Raw genomic sequence first — 17,168 nt, 5'->3', positions numbered from 1 at the left:
CGTCTTAGTAAGTTATTTTTTTTGTGTATTCTTTACCTGCAGATTTCGCTTTTATAATGTAGAAACCTTTTGATTCCAATGGAATTCTTACCAATTGAGAAGCCGTATTCATTTCCTGAATTTTTCTTCCTGAAGCATCAAATATTTCAATCTTGTCGATAATCTTACTGTTTCTCGCGTAGAAATCATTTCCATCTCTGTAAATTTCAAATTCACCTTTCTGAGCTTCAGAAGTAGAAAGAGTTCCCAACTGATAAACCACTTCGAATCTGTCTGTAACTTCACCAGCATTTGCAGTAAAGTTATAAGAGGTATTATGAAGATTAGTGTAAGTTCCTAACACTTTATCGTGAAGATAGATTACCTGTCCGTTATCAAAAATTCCTTCTTTTCGAGTTAATGCAATTGTAAAGTTAGCCGTTGTTGAATGTTTTGAAGCCAAAGGAACGATATCGCTCACGGTAAATGCACTTCTTCCCTGGATAACTACCTTCTCATTATCTGCAGTAGTGTATAATGCATCTATACCTAATCCTATAGCTTTAGAATCATAGATGTCATAAGCATTTGAAGCGGCACCAAAGTAAGTAACTGCAATTGTATAATTAGTATTGTAAGACGAACTTAGCTTTAACCAATATTTTCCTTCACTTGAATTGTTGTTTTTATTAAAGAAAGTACCTGTCTCTGCAGCTCTCATACTATTAGTAAAGTTTAATATAGTAGGAGTTCCAACAGGTGTAGTTGCATTAGCTTTTACTATAAAGCCTTGTCCAATTTTTGCTACACTTCCTGTAGGACCTGCTGAAGTTGTATTTGGAGCAGGTAAGAAAGTAGGTGTAGGATTAGCAGTTGCATTAAAAGTCGCATACCCAGGGTTGTTACCTAAACCAGAACTATTTGTATCCCAGAAATAGAACGTACTTCCAATATTTGCAGAATTTGCAGTATAGAAAGCATTCAAATTTAAATCTGAAGGATAAGGATTACCAACTAAATTATATCCAAAGCTTGTCGTATTCATAGTATAATCAACATTTCCATTGTTAGGAGTTCCTGTAAATGAAACCGCTGCATTTGCGACAGGATTTTTAATAGAATATCCTTTACCTATTGTTGCATTACTTGCAGTAGACGAGCTAACGAAAGTATTTGTTGGAGTATCGTATTCAGTTACAAAATTTGGTATCCCTCCAGCGTAAATATTATTTAAATTCTGTGTAGCCACCGGAGAAGACCAGAAAGTGTATTTATCAACGGCAGTTGCACCTGTTTTGTTTACTTTGAAAACTCCTGAATAATTTAATGCACCATTTCCTCTCTGGATAAGATTTCCACCGTTTTCTACCGTTACATTTGCTGCAGTGATTGTGTTACCTGCTGTAATTTCTAATGTTCCTCCGTTTTGGATGATAATGTTTTTTGCTGTAAAATTAGAGTTTGTTGAGAAATTCCCAGTAAAAATAACATCTTTTCCATCTGGAAGACCATTTGACCAAGTTGTACCATTCCAAGTTGTGACTTCCACTTTTTTATAAAGACTGACTTCAGGTGATTGTGTTGTGGATGTATAAGCTTTGAACCCTGGTACCGTTAGTTGGTTATTATACTTCAATAATCTTGTATTGTCACTTGCACTTACAACAGAATAAAATCCCCCAGCTTGATAACTAATATTCCACTTTTCAGAATTATTTGTTGCCGAATTTAATGTAGTTAAGTTAGTTGAACTTACATAGCTTAAAAACTTTGAATCATCCGAATTCTGTATAGTGTAAGAACCTCCATTTAAAGTAAACTTCCAAACTACTGTGGTCGCAGGATTTAAAATTTGACTATTGTTAGCATTTAAAGTACTTGTTACCAAAGCACCGGAAGTGATCGTATTTGTAGCCATCACAACATTATTGGCATCCGCAATTACATAATCTCCATCAGACAAGCTTGATGCAGAAGTAATTTTCTCGAATCTTCCAACACCATTGTAATAAATAGGATCATTCTGAACATTAAGGGTGATTTGTAGAGATAACGGATTGTAATTACTATCTCCCGGTTGTGTGGCTGAAATCATACTTGTACCAACTCCTGTTATAGTTACAGTATTTCCTGTGATAGTAGCAACTGCAGGATTTGAACTATTGTAAGTTACCGGCAAGCCTGCGGATGTATTTAATGGAAATGAAAATGCAGGACTACTTAAGAATTTATTCTGGTCTACAAAATTTGTTAATGTTTGATTTGCTTTAGCAATTTCAAATGTAATATTCTCGGAACCAGTACCAGCACCATTAGTGGCTGTAATATTAGTCGTAAATATGCCGGCAGAAGTAGGCGTTCCAGTTATGAGACCCGAAGAGGTATTTAAGTTTAGACCTGCAGGTAAAGCTGAACCGGCAGAAACTCCATAAGACGTAGGATTATTAGTAGCTGAAACAGTGTTTGTAAATGAACCATCCACGACTCCAGTAAAAGCAGAGGCTGTTACTACCGGGGGGCTAGTTGGAGCTACTGTTCCTTTCACTGCAATATCATCAATACACCAAACTTCTGAAGTGGCATTATTAACTGCCACAATCTTGATATATACTGTAGACCACGAATTAGGAATATTAACTACGATTTTGGAAAACGCATTAGCACCTGTGTAGGTTAAATCTTGACCTGTAGAATATGTTTTTATTACTTGTGTGCCGGCATTCGTTGTAATAACACCGCTTCCATTCATTCCCCATCTCGCATTAGCTTCACTTGAGTTAACTAATACATCTGGAGTTGTGGAAAAAGTAGCTGTTTCAGAAATATAAACTTCTAACTTATCAGTAGTTCCATCAATTCCATTTGTACCATTCGTTGAAATTGACGAATTCCAGACTTCTACAAACTTTGAAGTATACCCTGTCACGTTAATTGCGTTCGAAACCAAAGTTGATGTGTAGGCTGCAGTGGAGGTTGCAGTAGACTGAAATGACTTTGCACCATTCTTGATCCGCTGGTTTGAGGGCGTTCCAGAATTTGTAGTAGAACTAGCCCATGTACCTTGACTACTTAAAGCTAACGTAGGTGCTCCGTCTTCGGCACCATTAAAAGCTATCGTCGTCTGCCCCCATCCCCACACCGAGAAGAGAGCCATCAAAAACGCCAGAGCTGTTTTTGGAATGAATAAATTTCTTTTCATAAAAATTAATCTTAATTGGTGACAAATATAAAATTTTTATGAATGTGAGAAATACATCTAAAATTACATTTATATTAATTAATTATCAGACATTTAGAGGTTTTGAGAATATTGTTTTTATAAAGATATATCTGTTTGAAAAATTTATTTTTATATGTAATTATTTATGAGATTTGTAAAGAAATAGAAAATAATTCAAACTGATTTTAACTAAAATGTAAACCACATATCATGAAAAACCATTGATAACATGTGAAAATGTGTGTCAAAAATTATTCATCTGCCACCCGAAAATTAACCGAAATTTTCATTTTTGTCATGTCGTAATAAAACGATCATTTCTCTACATGATTTACGATAAAAGAACTATGTTTTATTACTGTGCTCAATTTACCACAAAGTTCACAAAGGTTTTTCACAAGGATCACAAAGCATTGTACTCTTAGTGAGATCACTTAAGTTTTCTGTGGCAAAAAACCGAATGACTAATGACAGCAAATCATTAGTTTTTAATTGCTGCGTCAGAAAAACTTAATTGAAAAATTACTTTAGAAAGTTTTGTAAAAGCAAATTTCAGTCATGAAGTTTAGCTTTATCCCAAAGTTCGTCCATTTCCTCCAAAGTCATGTCAGCTAATTTTAAATCTGCATCAGCTGCAAGCTGTTCCATCTTCTGAAATCTTGAAATGAATTTTAGATTGGTTCTTTCCAAAGCGGAATCGGGATTTAAACCTGAAATTCTGGCGTAATTGATCAGTGAGAAGAATACGTCTCCCAGTTCAAGTTCTTTTTTATCCAAATCAGTTTCGTCATGAAATTCTTTAATTTCCTCATCTACTTTCTTCCACGCATCTTCGGCATCATGAAATTCGAAACCAATTCCTTTTACTTTATCCTGAATTCGGTAGGCTTTTACAAGACTCGGCAAACCTTTCGGAACACCACCCAAAATAGATTTGTTTCCCTCTTTTAATTTAAGCTTTTCCCAGTTTTGTTTCACCTCTTCTTCATCTTTCACTTCAACATCGCCGTAAATGTGCGGATGACGGAAAATCAGTTTTTCATTCAAAGAATTGATGACATCAGCAATATCGAAACTTTCTTTTTCTGAACCGATTTTAGCGTAAAAAACCAAATGCAGCAATACATCGCCGAGTTCTTTTTTGATCTCCGTCAGATCTTCCTGCAAAAGTGCATCAGAAAGTTCGTAGATCTCCTCCAAAGTCAGATGACGAAGAGTCTGAAGCGTCTGCTTCTGATCCCACGGACATTTCTCACGAAGATCATCCATAATATCCAAAAGTCTTCCGAAAGCTTCGAGTTTTTCCTGTCTGGTGTTCATTTTTTAGGTTAAGGTTAAGGTTAAGGTTAAGGTTAAGGTTAAGGTTAAGGCAAATTTAATTATAATAAAGATTCTTCAGTCTATGTTCAAAATAAAAATCAATTTATTTTTCGGCCGTAAATGGAGTAAATTGACTTTAGGTGCTCCTTTGAATTATAAACTTCTTCCTCTTTTTAGGGTTGGATAAAAGAAGAAATTTGCAAAATTCTTAATCAAGACAAAAAAAACCTCATCATTGCTGACGAGGTTTGTATCAATTCAGATAAATAAATTATCCCATTTTTCTGTGTGTACTTTTTGTAGCTGCTTTTGCTCCCGTGCTTGCTTTTACTTTTGGTGTAGCCGGCTTTTCTGCTTTAGGTGCTTTTTTCGGAGCTTCTTTTTCTACATTGATTTCTTCTGCAGCTTCTCCTTCCAGAGTTTCAGACTCTGCTTTTACGAAACTTTCAGGAGTAATGTAACCTGCCTTGTGAAGCGTGTTGTACCACTGAGCCAGCTTCTTAATATCAGAAACATAAACTCTCTCGGTATCGTAGTTTGGAAGCGATGCGCTCATAAATTCTTTCAGTTCTGCCTCTGAAGATTTGTGAGAAATCGTCTCTTTATAGTCATAGTTTTTTGCAATATTTTCAAATACTTCAAACAAAGGCACTTCTTTATCAAAAGTAAACATTGCAATATTGTCTAAAAGACTTACCTGACTTGAATTTCCGATGCTTACTTTCTTTTTGTTTGAAACATCTTCAATAATAAAACCGTTTCTAAGCTGAGAAACCAATTTGAAAAGTCCCGGTTTTCCGGAAATCGAAATTATTTTTTCTAACTGCATAATCTTGTTTTTTGTGGCAGTATACAACTGCCTTTTACCTGTTTATTTCTTTTTTTAATCTTAAAATCTACTTCGGAAATCTCATTTTATAGTTGATTCCAACCTCGCCCTGAGAGATTTTTACCAGCTTTCCTTTAACGAGTTTTTTCTTTAAAGCACTGAGATGATCGGTGAAAAGAATCCCTTCAATATGATCATATTCATGCTGAATAACGCGGGCTCTAATATCGGAAAAAGTTTCTGTATGTTTAACGAAATTTTCGTCATAATATTCGATCAGAATTGTACTTTTTCTCTTCACATCTTCCCTTACGTCCGGAATCGAGAGACAGCCTTCATTAAACTTCCATTCTTCGCCGGATTCTTCAAGAATTTTAGCATTGATGAATACTTTTTTGAAGTCTTTCAGTTCTTCAGCAATATCTTCGTAGTCTTCATCCTCTGCCAAAGGCGTTACATCCACCATAAAAAGTCTGATGTCCAGACCAATCTGTGGTGCTGCGAGACCGATACCGTTGGCACTGTACATGGTTTCAAACATATTATCAATCAACTCCTGCAGCCCCGGATAATCTTTATCGATATCCTTTGCCACTTTCCTCAAAACCGGATCCCCGAATGCTCTTATTGGTAAAATCATCTTGTTCTTTGTTCTAAAAAATTCTGCAATATAATCGTTGCACTTACTTTGTCTATAAGACCTTTCTGCTCCCGCTGTTTTTTAGTTTTCCCACTTTGGGAGATAAAAAACGAAGCCATTTTTGAGGTAAATCTTTCATCTAAACGATGAACCTCAATCTCTGGAAATTCAGCTTTAAACTTCTCAATAAAAGCCAAAATACTGGTCTCAATTTCAGACATATTGCCTTTTAAATCTGTTGGTAAACCCACTACGATGGCTTCCACCTGATTTACTGAGAAATACTTTTTTAAAAAATCAATCAGAGAAGCCGTGGCTACTGTATCTAAAGCACTTGCGATAATTTGCATATCGTCGGTAGCTGCGATACCACATCTTGCCTTTCCGTAGTCTATTGCAAGGATTTGTTTCAATGAAGATTTCATAAGACTGCAAATTTAATAAATTTTAGTGATTTTATTCTAAACACAGTTTTTTTTATAAATTTTGATATTTTACATAATTTTTTTTATAAATTTAATTTTCCAAACCACTCATTATGAAGCAACTCATCCTTGTTCGGCACGCAAAAAGCGACTGGCCGGAAGAAACAGAAGACTTTGACAGACCCTTGGCCAACAAAGGTCTGGAAGATGCCGCATTGATGTCGAGATACATGAAAAACAACAATATCAGCATCGATTACCTTCTTTCAAGTCCCGCAGTGAGGGCTTTGAATACCTGTGAAATTTTCAACCAAACCTATCAGCTGACAATAGGAACTGATCAGAATCTTTATAATCCTAAAGAAAGAAATTTCGAATCTGCTATTTATACTTTGGATGATTCTCTGAATTCTGTTGCTCTTTTCTCGCACAACAATGGAATTTCCAATTTTGCCAATTCTATTTCCGAAGATATTTATCACTTCCCGACCTGTGGTGTTGCCGGATTTCAGATTGAATGTGATTCGTGGTCGCAGTTTGAGGGAGCTAGGAAAAAATTATTGTTTTTTTATGAACCTGGGAAAATTAAAATATGAACCGTTACCGAATAATGTGAATAGAACTCATTTCTGTAAATCTACTTATTGCTTATCATCGAATAATTCGTAAATATCACAATTTTCTACTGTGGATTTAATGATCACTTGGTTGTTTTGTACTGCAATATTCATAGTTTGAGTTCCATTTCCAAAATCCATTCCTAAGATTGAATGATAAACCTGAATTCTTTGAATTTTATTCACATTATTTCTTTGAAATAAGACAGCATTAAAATCTTTTTCAGGTTTCTTAACATAGTTTTCATAACCCTTGAAAATAGTTTTCCCAAAGAAAAGCACTTTTCCATCTTTGTAGATAAACATAAAGTCTTGATATTTACCATCTGCCGTAGATTCCATTCTGCCTGAGATGATTTTAAAGTCTTTTGCGCATTTGTAAGTCCCCAAATGCTTGTAAATCTCATCGTATTTGACATCTAAATTTGAGGAGTCAAATTTTAACAGTTTTTTCAACATTCTATTCTCTGCTGGGTTTTGAGCGGAGAACGCCGGTGAATTGATAATTAAAAACAGAATGATACAGATTACATAATTTTTCATCTTCCTGGGAGTATAAGTCAAATTTATTGTAAAAAAAATCAAAAAAACTTACAAATCGTTAATTTAACACTACTCTTTTGATGAATAGATTTGTAGTTCTGAAGATTTTCATAAATATTTTTGTTGTCTTATTTGTTTCAGATTGTCCAGTTTTTTTGCAAAGAAAAAGACGAGCCAAAGCCCGTCCCTATTGCTGATATTTCATTCTTAAGTATCGAAATTGACTATTTTCTCTTCAAATCCAGATCATCAAAATCAAAACTGAAATCTGTAATATCTGAAATCGCTTTCATTTTTGCTGACTCTGCTTTTCCGTTTTCATCATAACTGAATATGATATAAGCATCCGCATCATAGCTTCTGTCATCCCATTTTACAATAAAAGTATTATTGGAATACGGAAGCAGCTCTCCTTTCAGTCTTGGGGAATTTTTGCAGTTCAGTCTGAAAGTATTTCCTTCTTTTGTAATCGTTACATCACCAAACCAAACATCATTGTAAGTTCCGGTGAACTGTTCCGCTTTTGGCTGGAGGTTTTTGTCTTTTTTAAAGGCTTCAGATTTTGCGAAAGCTTCTTTCTTCTGCTTGTCATAGCCTTCCTCTACTTTTTTCATTCTGTCACCGTAGGTTTTCAGCCAGTTTCTGTCGGCCACGCCAAGGTAAGAATCTTTCACGGTGTTGGTAATTGTGTTGAAAGCTGCTCCGGACTGTTGATTTGTTAAAACCACAATTCCTAATTTCATATCCGGAATCAACGTAAACTGAGTCACCGTTCCGATTAATCCACCCGTATGCTGAACCTGTTTATGACCTTTCACATCACTTAAAAACCATCCCAGTCCATAGCCGTAGAAACTTGTGTCGTAAGGATTTTTCAAGGCTGCACCGCTGGAGATCTGAAGATTCCAGAGCTGCATGATATTTTTATCGGAAACCAGTTTTTTCCCGTCTTTGGTGGTGAAATTATTCATCAGACATTCTGCCCACGTTGTCATATCTTTGATGTTGCTCATAATTCCGCCTGCTGCGTTGGCAGTTTCATTCCAGTCGTGAGGAACTGCGATGGCTTTACCGTCAACCGGAGCGTGGGCATCGATTTTGTTGGCAACTGCTTTGGCTCTGTTGTAACTTCCGAAACTTGAAGTCATGCCGACCGGTTTCAGGATTCTCTGTTCGATAAACTCTGCCCAGCTTAGCCCTGAAATTCTTGTAATTACTTCTCCGGCAACAATAAACATCACATTATTGTAATCCAAAGTTGTTCTGAAAGGATTTTCAGGCTTCAAATATCTTACGTTGTGTACAATATCTTTTACGCTTAAATTTCCACCTTCGGGAAAGAACATCAAATCTCCCTGCCCGAGACCCAAACCGGCTCTGTGCGTTACCAAATCTTTGATCGTAACATTCTGAGAAACGTAAGGATCGTACATTTGAAATTCAGGAATATATTTTGAAACTTTATCGTCCCAGTCGAGTTTTCCCTCATCTGCTAAAATTGCCAGGGCGGTACAGGTAAACCCTTTTGAGTTGGAAGCAATTCCTACTAAAGTATTGTCATCCATCGGCTGTTTTGAGGTCAGCGAACGGACGCCAAAGCCTTTGGAATAAATCATTTTTCCGTCTTTGATCACTCCGACAGACATTCCCGGAACGTCGAATGTTTTTAATGTATTTTGAATGAGCTCATCGAGTTTTTTTTCTTCAACCTGTGCGAAGGTGATGAAAGAGATGACGATAAACATTAGAGATAGCTTCTGCTTCATTATTTTAATTTTTCCAAAGTTAATCAATTCGGGATTATTGAGTAAATTTGTCGCTGATTTAAAAAACCGCACAAGAAACAAAGGTTTTTAATTTTGTTTCAGAAATCAAAAAAATTCAACCACAAAAGGCACAAAAGTAATTGAAATTCAAAGACGAAATTGGTAGGCGGTAAAGTTCAAATAAGACTTGATGAAATATTTATCCGAACTTTTTTGAGTAGAATAGTAAATCTTTCAAAATTGTGCTTTTGTTACTTTTGTGGTTAAAAAAAATATTCAATGACTAAAATCCTACTACTTTCAGATTCTCATTCATACATTGATGACAGAATTTTAGAATATGCTTCTCAGGCTGATGAGATCTGGCACTGTGGTGATTTTGGGAGTTTTGAAATCATTGAAAAGCTTGAGAAAATAAAACCGCTGAAAGGTGTCTGGGGAAATATCGACGGCGCAAAAATCCGTTCAGAATTTCCTGAAGTAAACCGTTTTTTCTGTGAAGATGTAGAGGTTTTAATGATTCACATCGGTGGTTATCCCGGAAAATATACGCCTTTGGCAAATAAGGAAATTAAAGAAAAAGCTCCGAAACTGTTTATTTCAGGGCATTCTCACATTCTGAAAGCGATGTTTGATCAGAAAAATAATCTGTTGCATTTAAATCCTGGAGCTTGTGGTAAGCAGGGCTGGCATAAAATGAGAACGATGATGCGGTTTATAATCGACGGAGAAGAAATAAAGGATCTGGAAGTAATAGAATTGGGAGCGAAGGATTTGAAATTTGAAATTTGAGATTTGAGATTCAGTAAGTAACCACTTTTGATTGAATAACAGTTTGATCTTAGTAACAAATTGTAACTAGCCCTGATTGCAGCGGTTACCCCGCAACTGGCGATGGCCAATGCGGTGGCGTGAGGAGTATGAGCGGAAAGCAGGTTCACGGCTCCTGAAAAAAATTAAAAATAAAGAAACGGATTGATTTGTTTCACCCACAAAGACATGAAAATAGGAGAAAAAGTTTCGGCACTGGATGAAGTTTTGAACGGAGTAGTCACTTCGGTTAATGGAAATACTGTGGTTTTTAAAGACGAATATGGATTTACCTATCAATATCCGAAGGAAAAACTGGTTCCGAAAAATGCTGAGATTTATGAAAATATCAAAATTGTAAAAAAGGCTGAACCGAAAAAAACAGTTTCCAAAAAACACGATAAAAATCCGATGATTCTGGATCTTCATTTTGAAAATTTAGTTAAAAATCCTAATGATTATGATAGCTTTGAGCGGCTTTTTCTGCAAAAAGAAAAGTTGGTTCAGACAATCAATTTCTGCAGGAAAAATCATTTGAAAAGACTTGAAATAGTACACGGAATCGGCGACGGTACCTTGCAGCGAATGGTTTTGGATGTACTTGAAAGCCTAACCAATCTTGATTTTTATAACAAAGAAATACTTCACCATCAATCGGGTGCGGTAATGGTAGATTTTCACTAAATTTGCAGGAATTGACTTATGAACGTACTACATTTACTTTTCACAAAAGACGGATTAATCTACCAGATCGCTAAAAACAAAAGCGTCGTGGAGGAAAAATCTTATTTTTCTGACGAAGAATCGCCGGAAAATTTTATTCTTGACACCCTAGATGAAGTTTTGATCAAACAGCGGTTTGACGAAATTCACGTTGTTTCTGCATTAAATAATTTTACTCTGATGCCCGAAGGTTTCGAAAACCATGACCTCGGATATGATCTGATTGCATTCAACACGCCTGTGGATAAGGAAAAAGAAGAACTGATGCTGTCTGTCAACAAAAAGTTTAAAGTTCAGTTTTACTATACTTTCCCAAAAGAATATTATCAGAAAATCAAAGCGCTGTCGCTGCCGGTTTTCTTTAATTTTTCGGGTGAGAAGTTTTTAAATTCTATCAGTTTTAAAAATAATAAAGAAATTCATATCAATCTGTATCATAATCAGTGCGAGTTTTTTGCGATTGATGATAAAAAAGTGATCCTTTATAACAATCTGGATGTGAATTCCGAAGTTGATTTCCTTTATTTCGTGATGTTCACTTTAAGCAAAATAGGTTTTGGAATCAATGAAACCAAGTTTTTCGCTTATGGAGAAACCACCGAAAACGAGACTTTTATCTCTGAGCTTCAGAAATTTGTGAAGAACCTGAAGATTGTTTACGATAATCTTCCGGGTAAAAATTTCATTCTTAATTAGGTTGAAGCTAAACCCTCATCACCCACACCTAACACCCAACAAACATGTACAGAATAATTTCCGGTAAATGGAAAGCCAAAAAAATAGCCGCTCCCAAACATTTTGATGTAAGACCTACAACAGATTTTGCCAAGGAGGCACTTTTCAGTATTTTGGAAAATACTTACGACATGCAGTCGGTTTCGGTTCTTGATCTTTTTGCAGGAATCGGTTCGATCAGTCTTGAATTTGCTTCGAGAGGCTGTCAGGATGTGACTTCTGTGGAAATGAATCCAAAGCATACGTCGTTTATCAACTCTACTGCCGCTGAACTTGATATGAGTCTGCAAATCAGCACACAGCGGGGAGATGTTTATGACTGGCTGAAGAAATTCAGAAATAATAAGTCTTACGAGATTGTTTTTGCCGATGCACCTTTTGAAACCGAAGAAAAAAAGTATCATGAACTGCTTTCTTTAGTTTTAAAAAATAAGTATTTGAAACCTAACGGCGTTCTGATTGTAGAACATCAAAGCAGATTAAAACTTGATCATCCGAATTTTAAGTTTACAAGAAAATATGGAAATGTAAGCTTCAGTTTTTATGAACCTACTCCAGAAGCTGAAGAAGAAATAAGCAATCAGGAAGATTAATTCCTGATTTTTTTTGTGCTGAATTTTTTAAAATCAGACTTATGACGTAAATTTATATTGACTTAAATTTTTAAACCAATCAAAAATGAGTTTTCTGCAAAAAATGAAAAACCGGTATACGGTAAAAAAATACAATGCTGAAGGAGAAATTGACGCTGAACAGATTGAGGAATTAAAAGAAATTCTGAAACTCAGTCCGTCCTCCATCAACAGCCAGCCATGGAATTTTGTTTTTGTAACCAGCAAAGAAATTAAAGAACAGCTGTCGGAAGTTTCTTTCCACAATACTGCAAAAGTTATTGAGAGCAAGCTGGTCATTGTTTTTCAGGTACTGAAGTCAGTGGAAGATTTTGAAACTCAAATCGAAGAAAATCTTCCGGAAATGGCTGTTAATTATTACAAAAGCATGGTTCAGCCGCACGGTGAGGAGTACATCAAAAACTGGATGGCGAAACAGGTCTATATTTCTCTGGGAGTTCTTTTGTCCGCGTGTGCAGAAATGGGCATCGACTGTACACCGATGGAAGGCATTAAATCTGCGGAGTACGATGAAATTTTGCAAAACAGGAAGTATGAAAGCCTTTTCGCTGTCGCCATCGGACAAAAATCTGAAGCAGATAAAAATCAACCAATCTACACACCGAAACGCAGGCTAGAGACAAATAAAGTTGTTTTAGAAAGATAAAAAGAAAGCTGTTTCATAATTTGAAACAGCTTTCTTATTTATAATACTTTCAATTCCAGATCGATGGTTTTGCCAAAGAATTTTTTAGATATTTTTTCAAAGTTTTTGGTAAGATCCGAGAGGTAGAAATGATAACTTGGCTTGGGATTACTGTCATTCAGCAAATGATATTTATCTAAAATAATTTTCAGATGACTCGCTACAATATTCGGTGAATCGATCACCCGCACGCGGTTTCCGTAATACTGCTTGATCTCGTCGATCAGAAGCGGATAATGCGTACAGCCAAGGATTAAAGTTTCAATATTCTTCAGTTTTGCATTGCTCAGATAATTATAAATGATGGAGTGCGTGATCGGATGATTCTTAAAACCCTCTTCGATTGCCGGAACCAAAAGTGGTGTTGCCAGCTCATCAACCTTGATCCATTTGTTATGTTTACGGATGCTTTTTCTGTATAAACCAGAGTTTACAGTTGCTTTCGTAGCAATTACTCCAACGTTGTTGTGAATTTCATAAGAAACTTTTTCGGCGACAGGATTGATGACGTCAATTACGGGAACACGCTCTGCAACCATCTCCACAACTTCTTTTAAAGCATTTGCCGTTGCAGAATTGCAGGCAATAACGATGGCTTTGCAGTTTTTTTCGAGCAGAAATTTGGTGATCTTTTCGCAGTATCCTACAATCGCCTCTTTTGATTTTTCACCGTATGGAAGATGCTTTGTGTCGCCGTAATAGATCAGATCTTCGTGTGGAAGAAGCCTTTTTATTTCTTTGGCAACCGTGAGACCGCCAACGCCGCTGTCAAAAATACCGATGGGCTGCTTTGCGGAAAGGTGAGAATAATCCTGTTTTTTTGTTTTCAAAACTGATTGAAATTTAGTGCAAAAATAAGGAAATTGTTGGATGATGGAAGCGGGATGTGGGAAGTTTTTTACAAACACGATCTTCCATCGTCAGACTTCGGATATCAGACCTAAACTATAAACAAATCTGACGCAATTCCATCAGCCATAAACCAATGTTTATCAGGAATTTTGAGATGATTATCTTCCATGATTAAAATTCTCTCTTCTAATTTTAATCTAGATTCATTTTGAAAATGTTCAAGGATTTCATCGTTGAATTTTTCTTTTAAAGCAGACAAATCTACACCCCACCTTGTCCTTAAACCAATCATAATCATTTCATTAAACTGATCTTTTTGGGAAAGAATTTCAGTTTCTTTAGGTAAAGTATTGAAGCTTAGTTTTTTAATATATTGTTGATTATTGGCTACATTCCAGCTTCTTATTTCATTTCCATTATAAGAATGCGCTGAAGGTCCGATGCCAAGATATTTACAGGATTTCCAGTAGGCGGAATTGTGTTTTGAATGAAAGTTGGGTTTCCCGAAATTTGATATTTCATAATGATCAAAACCATGATCTTTCAGAAAGTCTTTCATGTAAAAAAATTCCCGGTTCTGTTCGGCTTCTTTTGGGGAATTTACTTTTCCGTTTTCAATCCATTTCTCCAGTGCAGTTTTGGGCTCAACTGTGAGAGCGTACGATGAAATATGAGGAACTTCGAGTGCGATGGTTTTATTTAAATTTTCCTTCCATATTTCCATACTGGAAGTTGGTGAACCGTAAATTAAATCAATACTGATATTTTCCAGACCAAAATCCTGAGCTCTTTTGATCGAACTTTCAGCTTCTGAAGCGGAATGTGCGCGGTTCATTAATATTAAATCTTCCTCAAAAAAACTCTGAGTTCCGATTGACAATCTGTTAATGGGAGAATCCGAAATACCTTTCAGAAAGTTTTTATCTAAATCATCCGGATTGGCTTCAAGGGTAATTTCAATATCAGAATCAAATGTGAAATACTTTAAAACCTCATCAATTAAAGACTTGATTTCATCTGAAGAAAGTATTGAGGGCGTGCCGCCACCAAAATAAAGTGAATTTAAATTCTTATTCTGAAGCTCATCCTTTCGTAGAAAAATTTCCTTTTTCATTGCAGAAAGCATTTCATCTTTAAAATTAAGAGAAGTTGAAAAATGAAAATTACAGTAGCTGCATTTCTGTTTGCAAAAGGGAATGTGAATGTAGATCATAAAAAAAGCTCTGAAAAATTTCAGAGCTCAAATTTATTTAAATTAAATCATATTAGTATCTAAATCCTCTATGATTAATAAAGTTGTCGAAGTTATAACCAAGACCGATCATGAAACTGTTTCCACCGTACTCCTGAATATCAGAAAGTCCAAGGTTGTAAGTTGCTCCAATCATAAGTTTGTTTAATCTTACTTTTACTACCGGTGCAACCTGAAGCGTTTGGTTATCAAATCTGTTCTGTACAGTTCTGTAACTTGCTCCTACTGAGAATGCATTCGTTTCATTTGAGAATGTTGCCATTAAATTCACATCCATCATTCTTGTAGAGTTGGTGTTCAAATTTACCAAAACTGATGGCGTCAAAGCGATGTTATCTGCAAGATTCCAGTCGTATCCTAAGTTTAAGAAGAATTTAATTGGAGAAGGCTCGTAGTTGTTTACGATAGATTCATCATTACTCAAAGCGATATCATTTACCGAAATACCACCGAACAAACCTCTATAGGTCGCAGCCATACCGAAGTTGGCATACACCATAAAAATATTACTTTCGTTACCCTGTAACAAAGGATCGTAACCGTCTTCGGTATTAATTTTGGTATAATCAAAATTCATGTTATAGAAATTAACACTGGTACCGAATGAAAACTGGTCTTTTCTCTCTCCTTCACTGCTTAGAGGGATAAAATAAGATGCACCAGCTGTAATACCACCTGCGGAGATGGGTCCGTTACTGTCTCTGAATACAGAAATACCGGCTCCCACTCTATCAAAGATATTCGCGTTGATCCCTACTGACTGTACATTTGGGGATTCGCTGAACTTTGAAAATTGTTGCTGATAGTTAAGGTTAAGCTGTACATAGTCTGTTTTACCGTATTGAGCAGGGTTGAACAGGAACTCACCATCCAAAAGATATTGTTGATAGTATGGTAGTGATTCTTGTGCTTTGTATGCATTCGACAAAAGAGCTAAACATACGATAGCATATAGTTTTCTCATAACAAATCTTGATTTCAATTCAACAAATATAAAAAAATTCTCAATATATTTTTAGTTTTCTGAATAATTTCTCCATTTTTTTACAGCATCCGTCATATCCTGAGGCATTGGACTCTCAAAATACAATTCCTTTTTGGTGGTGGGATGTATAAACCCTAGGGTGTGGGCGTGAAGAGCATGTCTTGGCAAAACTTCGAATACATTTTTTATAAACTGCTTATACTTAGGTAGATTCACTCCACGGAGAGGTGTATGACCTTCATATCTTTCGTCATTAAACAAGGTATGACCTATATGTTTAAAGTGTGCTCTGATTTGATGCGTTCTTCCGGTTTCCAGTTTGCATTCTACCCAGGTCATATATTTAAATCTTTCTAAAACTTTATAATGGGTAACCGCATGCTTACCCTGGCTTCCGTCTACATAAGTGTGCATCTGCATCCGATTCTTCGGATGCCTGCCTATGTGGCCGTTAATGGTGCCTTCATTATCCTTTACATTTCCCCAAACAAAAGCCCAATACAATCTTTTTGTTTTCCGTTCAAAAAACTGTTTTGCAAGAAAACTCAGGGCATACTCATTTTTAGCAATGACCAAAAGTCCTGAAGTATCTTTATCAATACGGTGAACTAGCCCTACTCTGTCAAGATCAGATTTGGCTCCGTTTTTTTCAAAATGAAATGCGAGGGCGTTGATTAAAGTTTTATCCCAGTTTCCGTGACCCGGATGCACCACCATTCCCGGATCTTTATCTACAACGATTACATCTGCATCTTCATAAACGATGTTAATTGGAATATCCTGCGGAATAATAACATTCTGTCTTGGCGGATGGGCAAGAAGCACTGAAATCTGATCACCCGGTTTCACGCGGTAGTTCTGTTTTACGGGAACACCGTTTACCACAACATTTCCGGCGCGGCATGTTTGTGATATTTTGTTTCTTGAAGAATTCTGACGATAGTTTAATAGAAATTTATCAATCCTTAAAGGTTCCTGTTTGGGATCAGCGGTGATGTTTACGTGCTCGTAAAGTCCTTTGTTTTCGTCGTCAAGTTCAAGATTCTGCTCATCGGAACTTTCCAGTTCGTCATCTAAAAAATCTTCGTTGTCTTCTGTCATTTCTTAAATATATAAAAGGCTCCAACGCAAAAATACCGTTGAAGCCTGACTATT

General features: G+C 36.1%; 17 protein-coding genes. 6 read left to right on the top strand and 11 right to left on the bottom strand.

Translation table 11 applies throughout. The features are described 5' to 3' along the window. Positions 1 to 4: 4 nt before the first annotated feature. The 5 genes from IC610_RS17040 to ruvX form a co-directional block, all read right to left on the bottom strand. Entirely contained in the window at positions 5 to 3,178 is a 3,174-nt protein-coding gene (locus tag IC610_RS17040) for a putative Ig domain-containing protein (protein WP_191737914.1), read from the bottom strand. Between the two features lie 573 nt (positions 3,179 to 3,751). Continuing rightward, positions 3,752 to 4,519: a nucleoside triphosphate pyrophosphohydrolase gene (mazG, locus tag IC610_RS17035; RefSeq protein ID WP_191737913.1), complete on the bottom strand. Its 768-nt coding sequence runs from the start codon at positions 4,517 to 4,519 to the stop codon at positions 3,752 to 3,754. A gap of 271 nt (positions 4,520 to 4,790) precedes the next feature. Then, positions 4,791 to 5,348, bottom strand: a complete 558-nt coding sequence (locus IC610_RS17030; RefSeq protein WP_056075221.1) for a DUF5606 family protein — start codon at positions 5,346 to 5,348, stop codon at positions 4,791 to 4,793. A 67-nt stretch (positions 5,349 to 5,415) separates the two neighbouring features. Continuing rightward, positions 5,416 to 5,988 carry a peptide deformylase gene (gene def / locus IC610_RS17025; protein ID WP_191737912.1) on the bottom strand — a complete coding sequence of 191 codons (573 nt, stop codon included), beginning with the start codon at positions 5,986 to 5,988 and terminating at the stop codon, positions 5,416 to 5,418. Then, entirely contained in the window at positions 5,985 to 6,401 is a 417-nt protein-coding gene (gene ruvX, locus IC610_RS17020) for a Holliday junction resolvase RuvX (RefSeq protein WP_191738020.1), read from the bottom strand. The genes def and ruvX overlap by 4 nt, the downstream gene beginning before the upstream one ends. 125 nt (positions 6,402 to 6,526) lie before the next feature. Here ruvX and IC610_RS17015 point away from each other — a divergent pair, with 125 nt between their 5' ends. Further along, the gene (locus tag IC610_RS17015) at positions 6,527 to 7,009 is read left to right on the top strand and encodes a SixA phosphatase family protein (RefSeq protein WP_191737911.1); all 483 of its coding nucleotides are present in this window, start codon (positions 6,527 to 6,529) and stop codon (positions 7,007 to 7,009) included. A gap of 45 nt (positions 7,010 to 7,054) precedes the next feature. On the opposite strand, the gene IC610_RS17010 is transcribed toward IC610_RS17015, so the two are convergent. Further along, the gene (locus tag IC610_RS17010; protein WP_191737910.1) at positions 7,055 to 7,489 is read right to left on the bottom strand and encodes a hypothetical protein; all 435 of its coding nucleotides are present in this window, start codon (positions 7,487 to 7,489) and stop codon (positions 7,055 to 7,057) included. 308 nt (positions 7,490 to 7,797) lie between these two features. Further along, positions 7,798 to 9,339 (bottom strand): serine hydrolase, encoded by a 1,542-nt coding sequence (locus IC610_RS17005; RefSeq protein ID WP_191737909.1) that lies wholly within the window; start codon positions 9,337 to 9,339, stop codon positions 7,798 to 7,800. A gap of 279 nt (positions 9,340 to 9,618) precedes the next feature. On the opposite strand from IC610_RS17005, the gene IC610_RS17000 reads away from it, so the two are divergent. From IC610_RS17000 to IC610_RS16980, 5 genes are all read left to right on the top strand, one after another. Next, the gene (locus IC610_RS17000) at positions 9,619 to 10,131 is read left to right on the top strand and encodes a metallophosphoesterase family protein (RefSeq protein WP_056074720.1); all 513 of its coding nucleotides are present in this window, start codon (positions 9,619 to 9,621) and stop codon (positions 10,129 to 10,131) included. A gap of 207 nt (positions 10,132 to 10,338) precedes the next feature. Next, complete coding sequence (locus IC610_RS16995) at positions 10,339 to 10,833, top strand: Smr/MutS family protein (protein WP_191737908.1); 495 nt, start codon at positions 10,339 to 10,341, stop codon at positions 10,831 to 10,833. A gap of 18 nt (positions 10,834 to 10,851) precedes the next feature. Continuing rightward, the gene (locus tag IC610_RS16990) at positions 10,852 to 11,568 is read left to right on the top strand and encodes a DUF3822 family protein (RefSeq protein WP_056074724.1); all 717 of its coding nucleotides are present in this window, start codon (positions 10,852 to 10,854) and stop codon (positions 11,566 to 11,568) included. 44 nt (positions 11,569 to 11,612) lie between these two features. Next, on the top strand, positions 11,613 to 12,200 hold the full coding sequence (rsmD, locus tag IC610_RS16985) for a 16S rRNA (guanine(966)-N(2))-methyltransferase RsmD (protein WP_191737907.1): 588 nt from the start codon (positions 11,613 to 11,615) through the stop codon (positions 12,198 to 12,200). 103 nt (positions 12,201 to 12,303) lie between these two features. Further along, positions 12,304 to 12,885 carry a nitroreductase family protein gene (locus IC610_RS16980; protein WP_317173445.1) on the top strand — a complete coding sequence of 194 codons (582 nt, stop codon included), beginning with the start codon at positions 12,304 to 12,306 and terminating at the stop codon, positions 12,883 to 12,885. Positions 12,886 to 12,923: 38 nt separating this feature from the next. Here the strand turns inward: IC610_RS16980 and murI are convergent, their stop codons facing one another. From murI to IC610_RS16960, 4 genes are all read right to left on the bottom strand, one after another. Further along, positions 12,924 to 13,754 (bottom strand): glutamate racemase, encoded by an 831-nt coding sequence (gene murI / locus IC610_RS16975; protein ID WP_191737905.1) that lies wholly within the window; start codon positions 13,752 to 13,754, stop codon positions 12,924 to 12,926. A 110-nt stretch (positions 13,755 to 13,864) separates the two neighbouring features. Next, complete coding sequence (hemW, locus tag IC610_RS16970) at positions 13,865 to 14,989, bottom strand: radical SAM family heme chaperone HemW (protein ID WP_191737904.1); 1,125 nt, start codon at positions 14,987 to 14,989, stop codon at positions 13,865 to 13,867. A 52-nt stretch (positions 14,990 to 15,041) separates the two neighbouring features. Beyond that, on the bottom strand, positions 15,042 to 15,992 hold the full coding sequence (locus IC610_RS16965) for a PorP/SprF family type IX secretion system membrane protein (RefSeq protein ID WP_191737903.1): 951 nt from the start codon (positions 15,990 to 15,992) through the stop codon (positions 15,042 to 15,044). A 51-nt stretch (positions 15,993 to 16,043) separates the two neighbouring features. Continuing rightward, complete coding sequence (locus IC610_RS16960; protein WP_191737902.1) at positions 16,044 to 17,114, bottom strand: RluA family pseudouridine synthase; 1,071 nt, start codon at positions 17,112 to 17,114, stop codon at positions 16,044 to 16,046. Positions 17,115 to 17,168 lie beyond the last annotated feature (54 nt).

The organism is Chryseobacterium caseinilyticum, from assembly GCF_014837145.1.
Classification (GTDB): Bacteria; Bacteroidota; Bacteroidia; order Flavobacteriales; family Weeksellaceae; genus Chryseobacterium; species Chryseobacterium caseinilyticum.
This window is presented reverse-complemented; position numbering and strand designations above follow the sequence as displayed.

What these genes read in the sequence shown, in the direction of transcription:
- IC610_RS17040 (WP_191737914.1), bottom strand. Translation starts at nt 3,178, where the DNA reads ATGAAAAGAAATTTATTCATTCCAAAAACAGCTCTGGCGTTTTTGATG.
- mazG (WP_191737913.1), bottom strand. Translation starts at nt 4,519, where the DNA reads ATGAACACCAGACAGGAAAAACTCGAAGCTTTCGGAAGACTTTTGGAT.
- IC610_RS17030 (WP_056075221.1), bottom strand. Translation starts at nt 5,348, where the DNA reads ATGCAGTTAGAAAAAATAATTTCGATTTCCGGAAAACCGGGACTTTTC.
- def (WP_191737912.1), bottom strand. Translation starts at nt 5,988, where the DNA reads ATGATTTTACCAATAAGAGCATTCGGGGATCCGGTTTTGAGGAAAGTG.
- IC610_RS17015 (WP_191737911.1), top strand. Translation starts at nt 6,527, where the DNA reads ATGAAGCAACTCATCCTTGTTCGGCACGCAAAAAGCGACTGGCCGGAA.
- IC610_RS17010 (WP_191737910.1), bottom strand. Translation starts at nt 7,489, where the DNA reads ATGTTGAAAAAACTGTTAAAATTTGACTCCTCAAATTTAGATGTCAAA.
- IC610_RS17005 (WP_191737909.1), bottom strand. Translation starts at nt 9,339, where the DNA reads ATGAAGCAGAAGCTATCTCTAATGTTTATCGTCATCTCTTTCATCACC.
- IC610_RS17000 (WP_056074720.1), top strand. Translation starts at nt 9,619, where the DNA reads ATGACTAAAATCCTACTACTTTCAGATTCTCATTCATACATTGATGAC.
- IC610_RS16995 (WP_191737908.1), top strand. Translation starts at nt 10,339, where the DNA reads ATGAAAATAGGAGAAAAAGTTTCGGCACTGGATGAAGTTTTGAACGGA.
- IC610_RS16990 (WP_056074724.1), top strand. Translation starts at nt 10,852, where the DNA reads ATGAACGTACTACATTTACTTTTCACAAAAGACGGATTAATCTACCAG.
- rsmD (WP_191737907.1), top strand. Translation starts at nt 11,613, where the DNA reads ATGTACAGAATAATTTCCGGTAAATGGAAAGCCAAAAAAATAGCCGCT.
- IC610_RS16980 (WP_317173445.1), top strand. Translation starts at nt 12,304, where the DNA reads ATGAAAAACCGGTATACGGTAAAAAAATACAATGCTGAAGGAGAAATT.
- hemW (WP_191737904.1), bottom strand. Translation starts at nt 14,989, where the DNA reads ATGATCTACATTCACATTCCCTTTTGCAAACAGAAATGCAGCTACTGT.
- IC610_RS16965 (WP_191737903.1), bottom strand. Translation starts at nt 15,992, where the DNA reads ATGAGAAAACTATATGCTATCGTATGTTTAGCTCTTTTGTCGAATGCA.
- IC610_RS16960 (WP_191737902.1), bottom strand. Translation starts at nt 17,114, where the DNA reads ATGACAGAAGACAACGAAGATTTTTTAGATGACGAACTGGAAAGTTCC.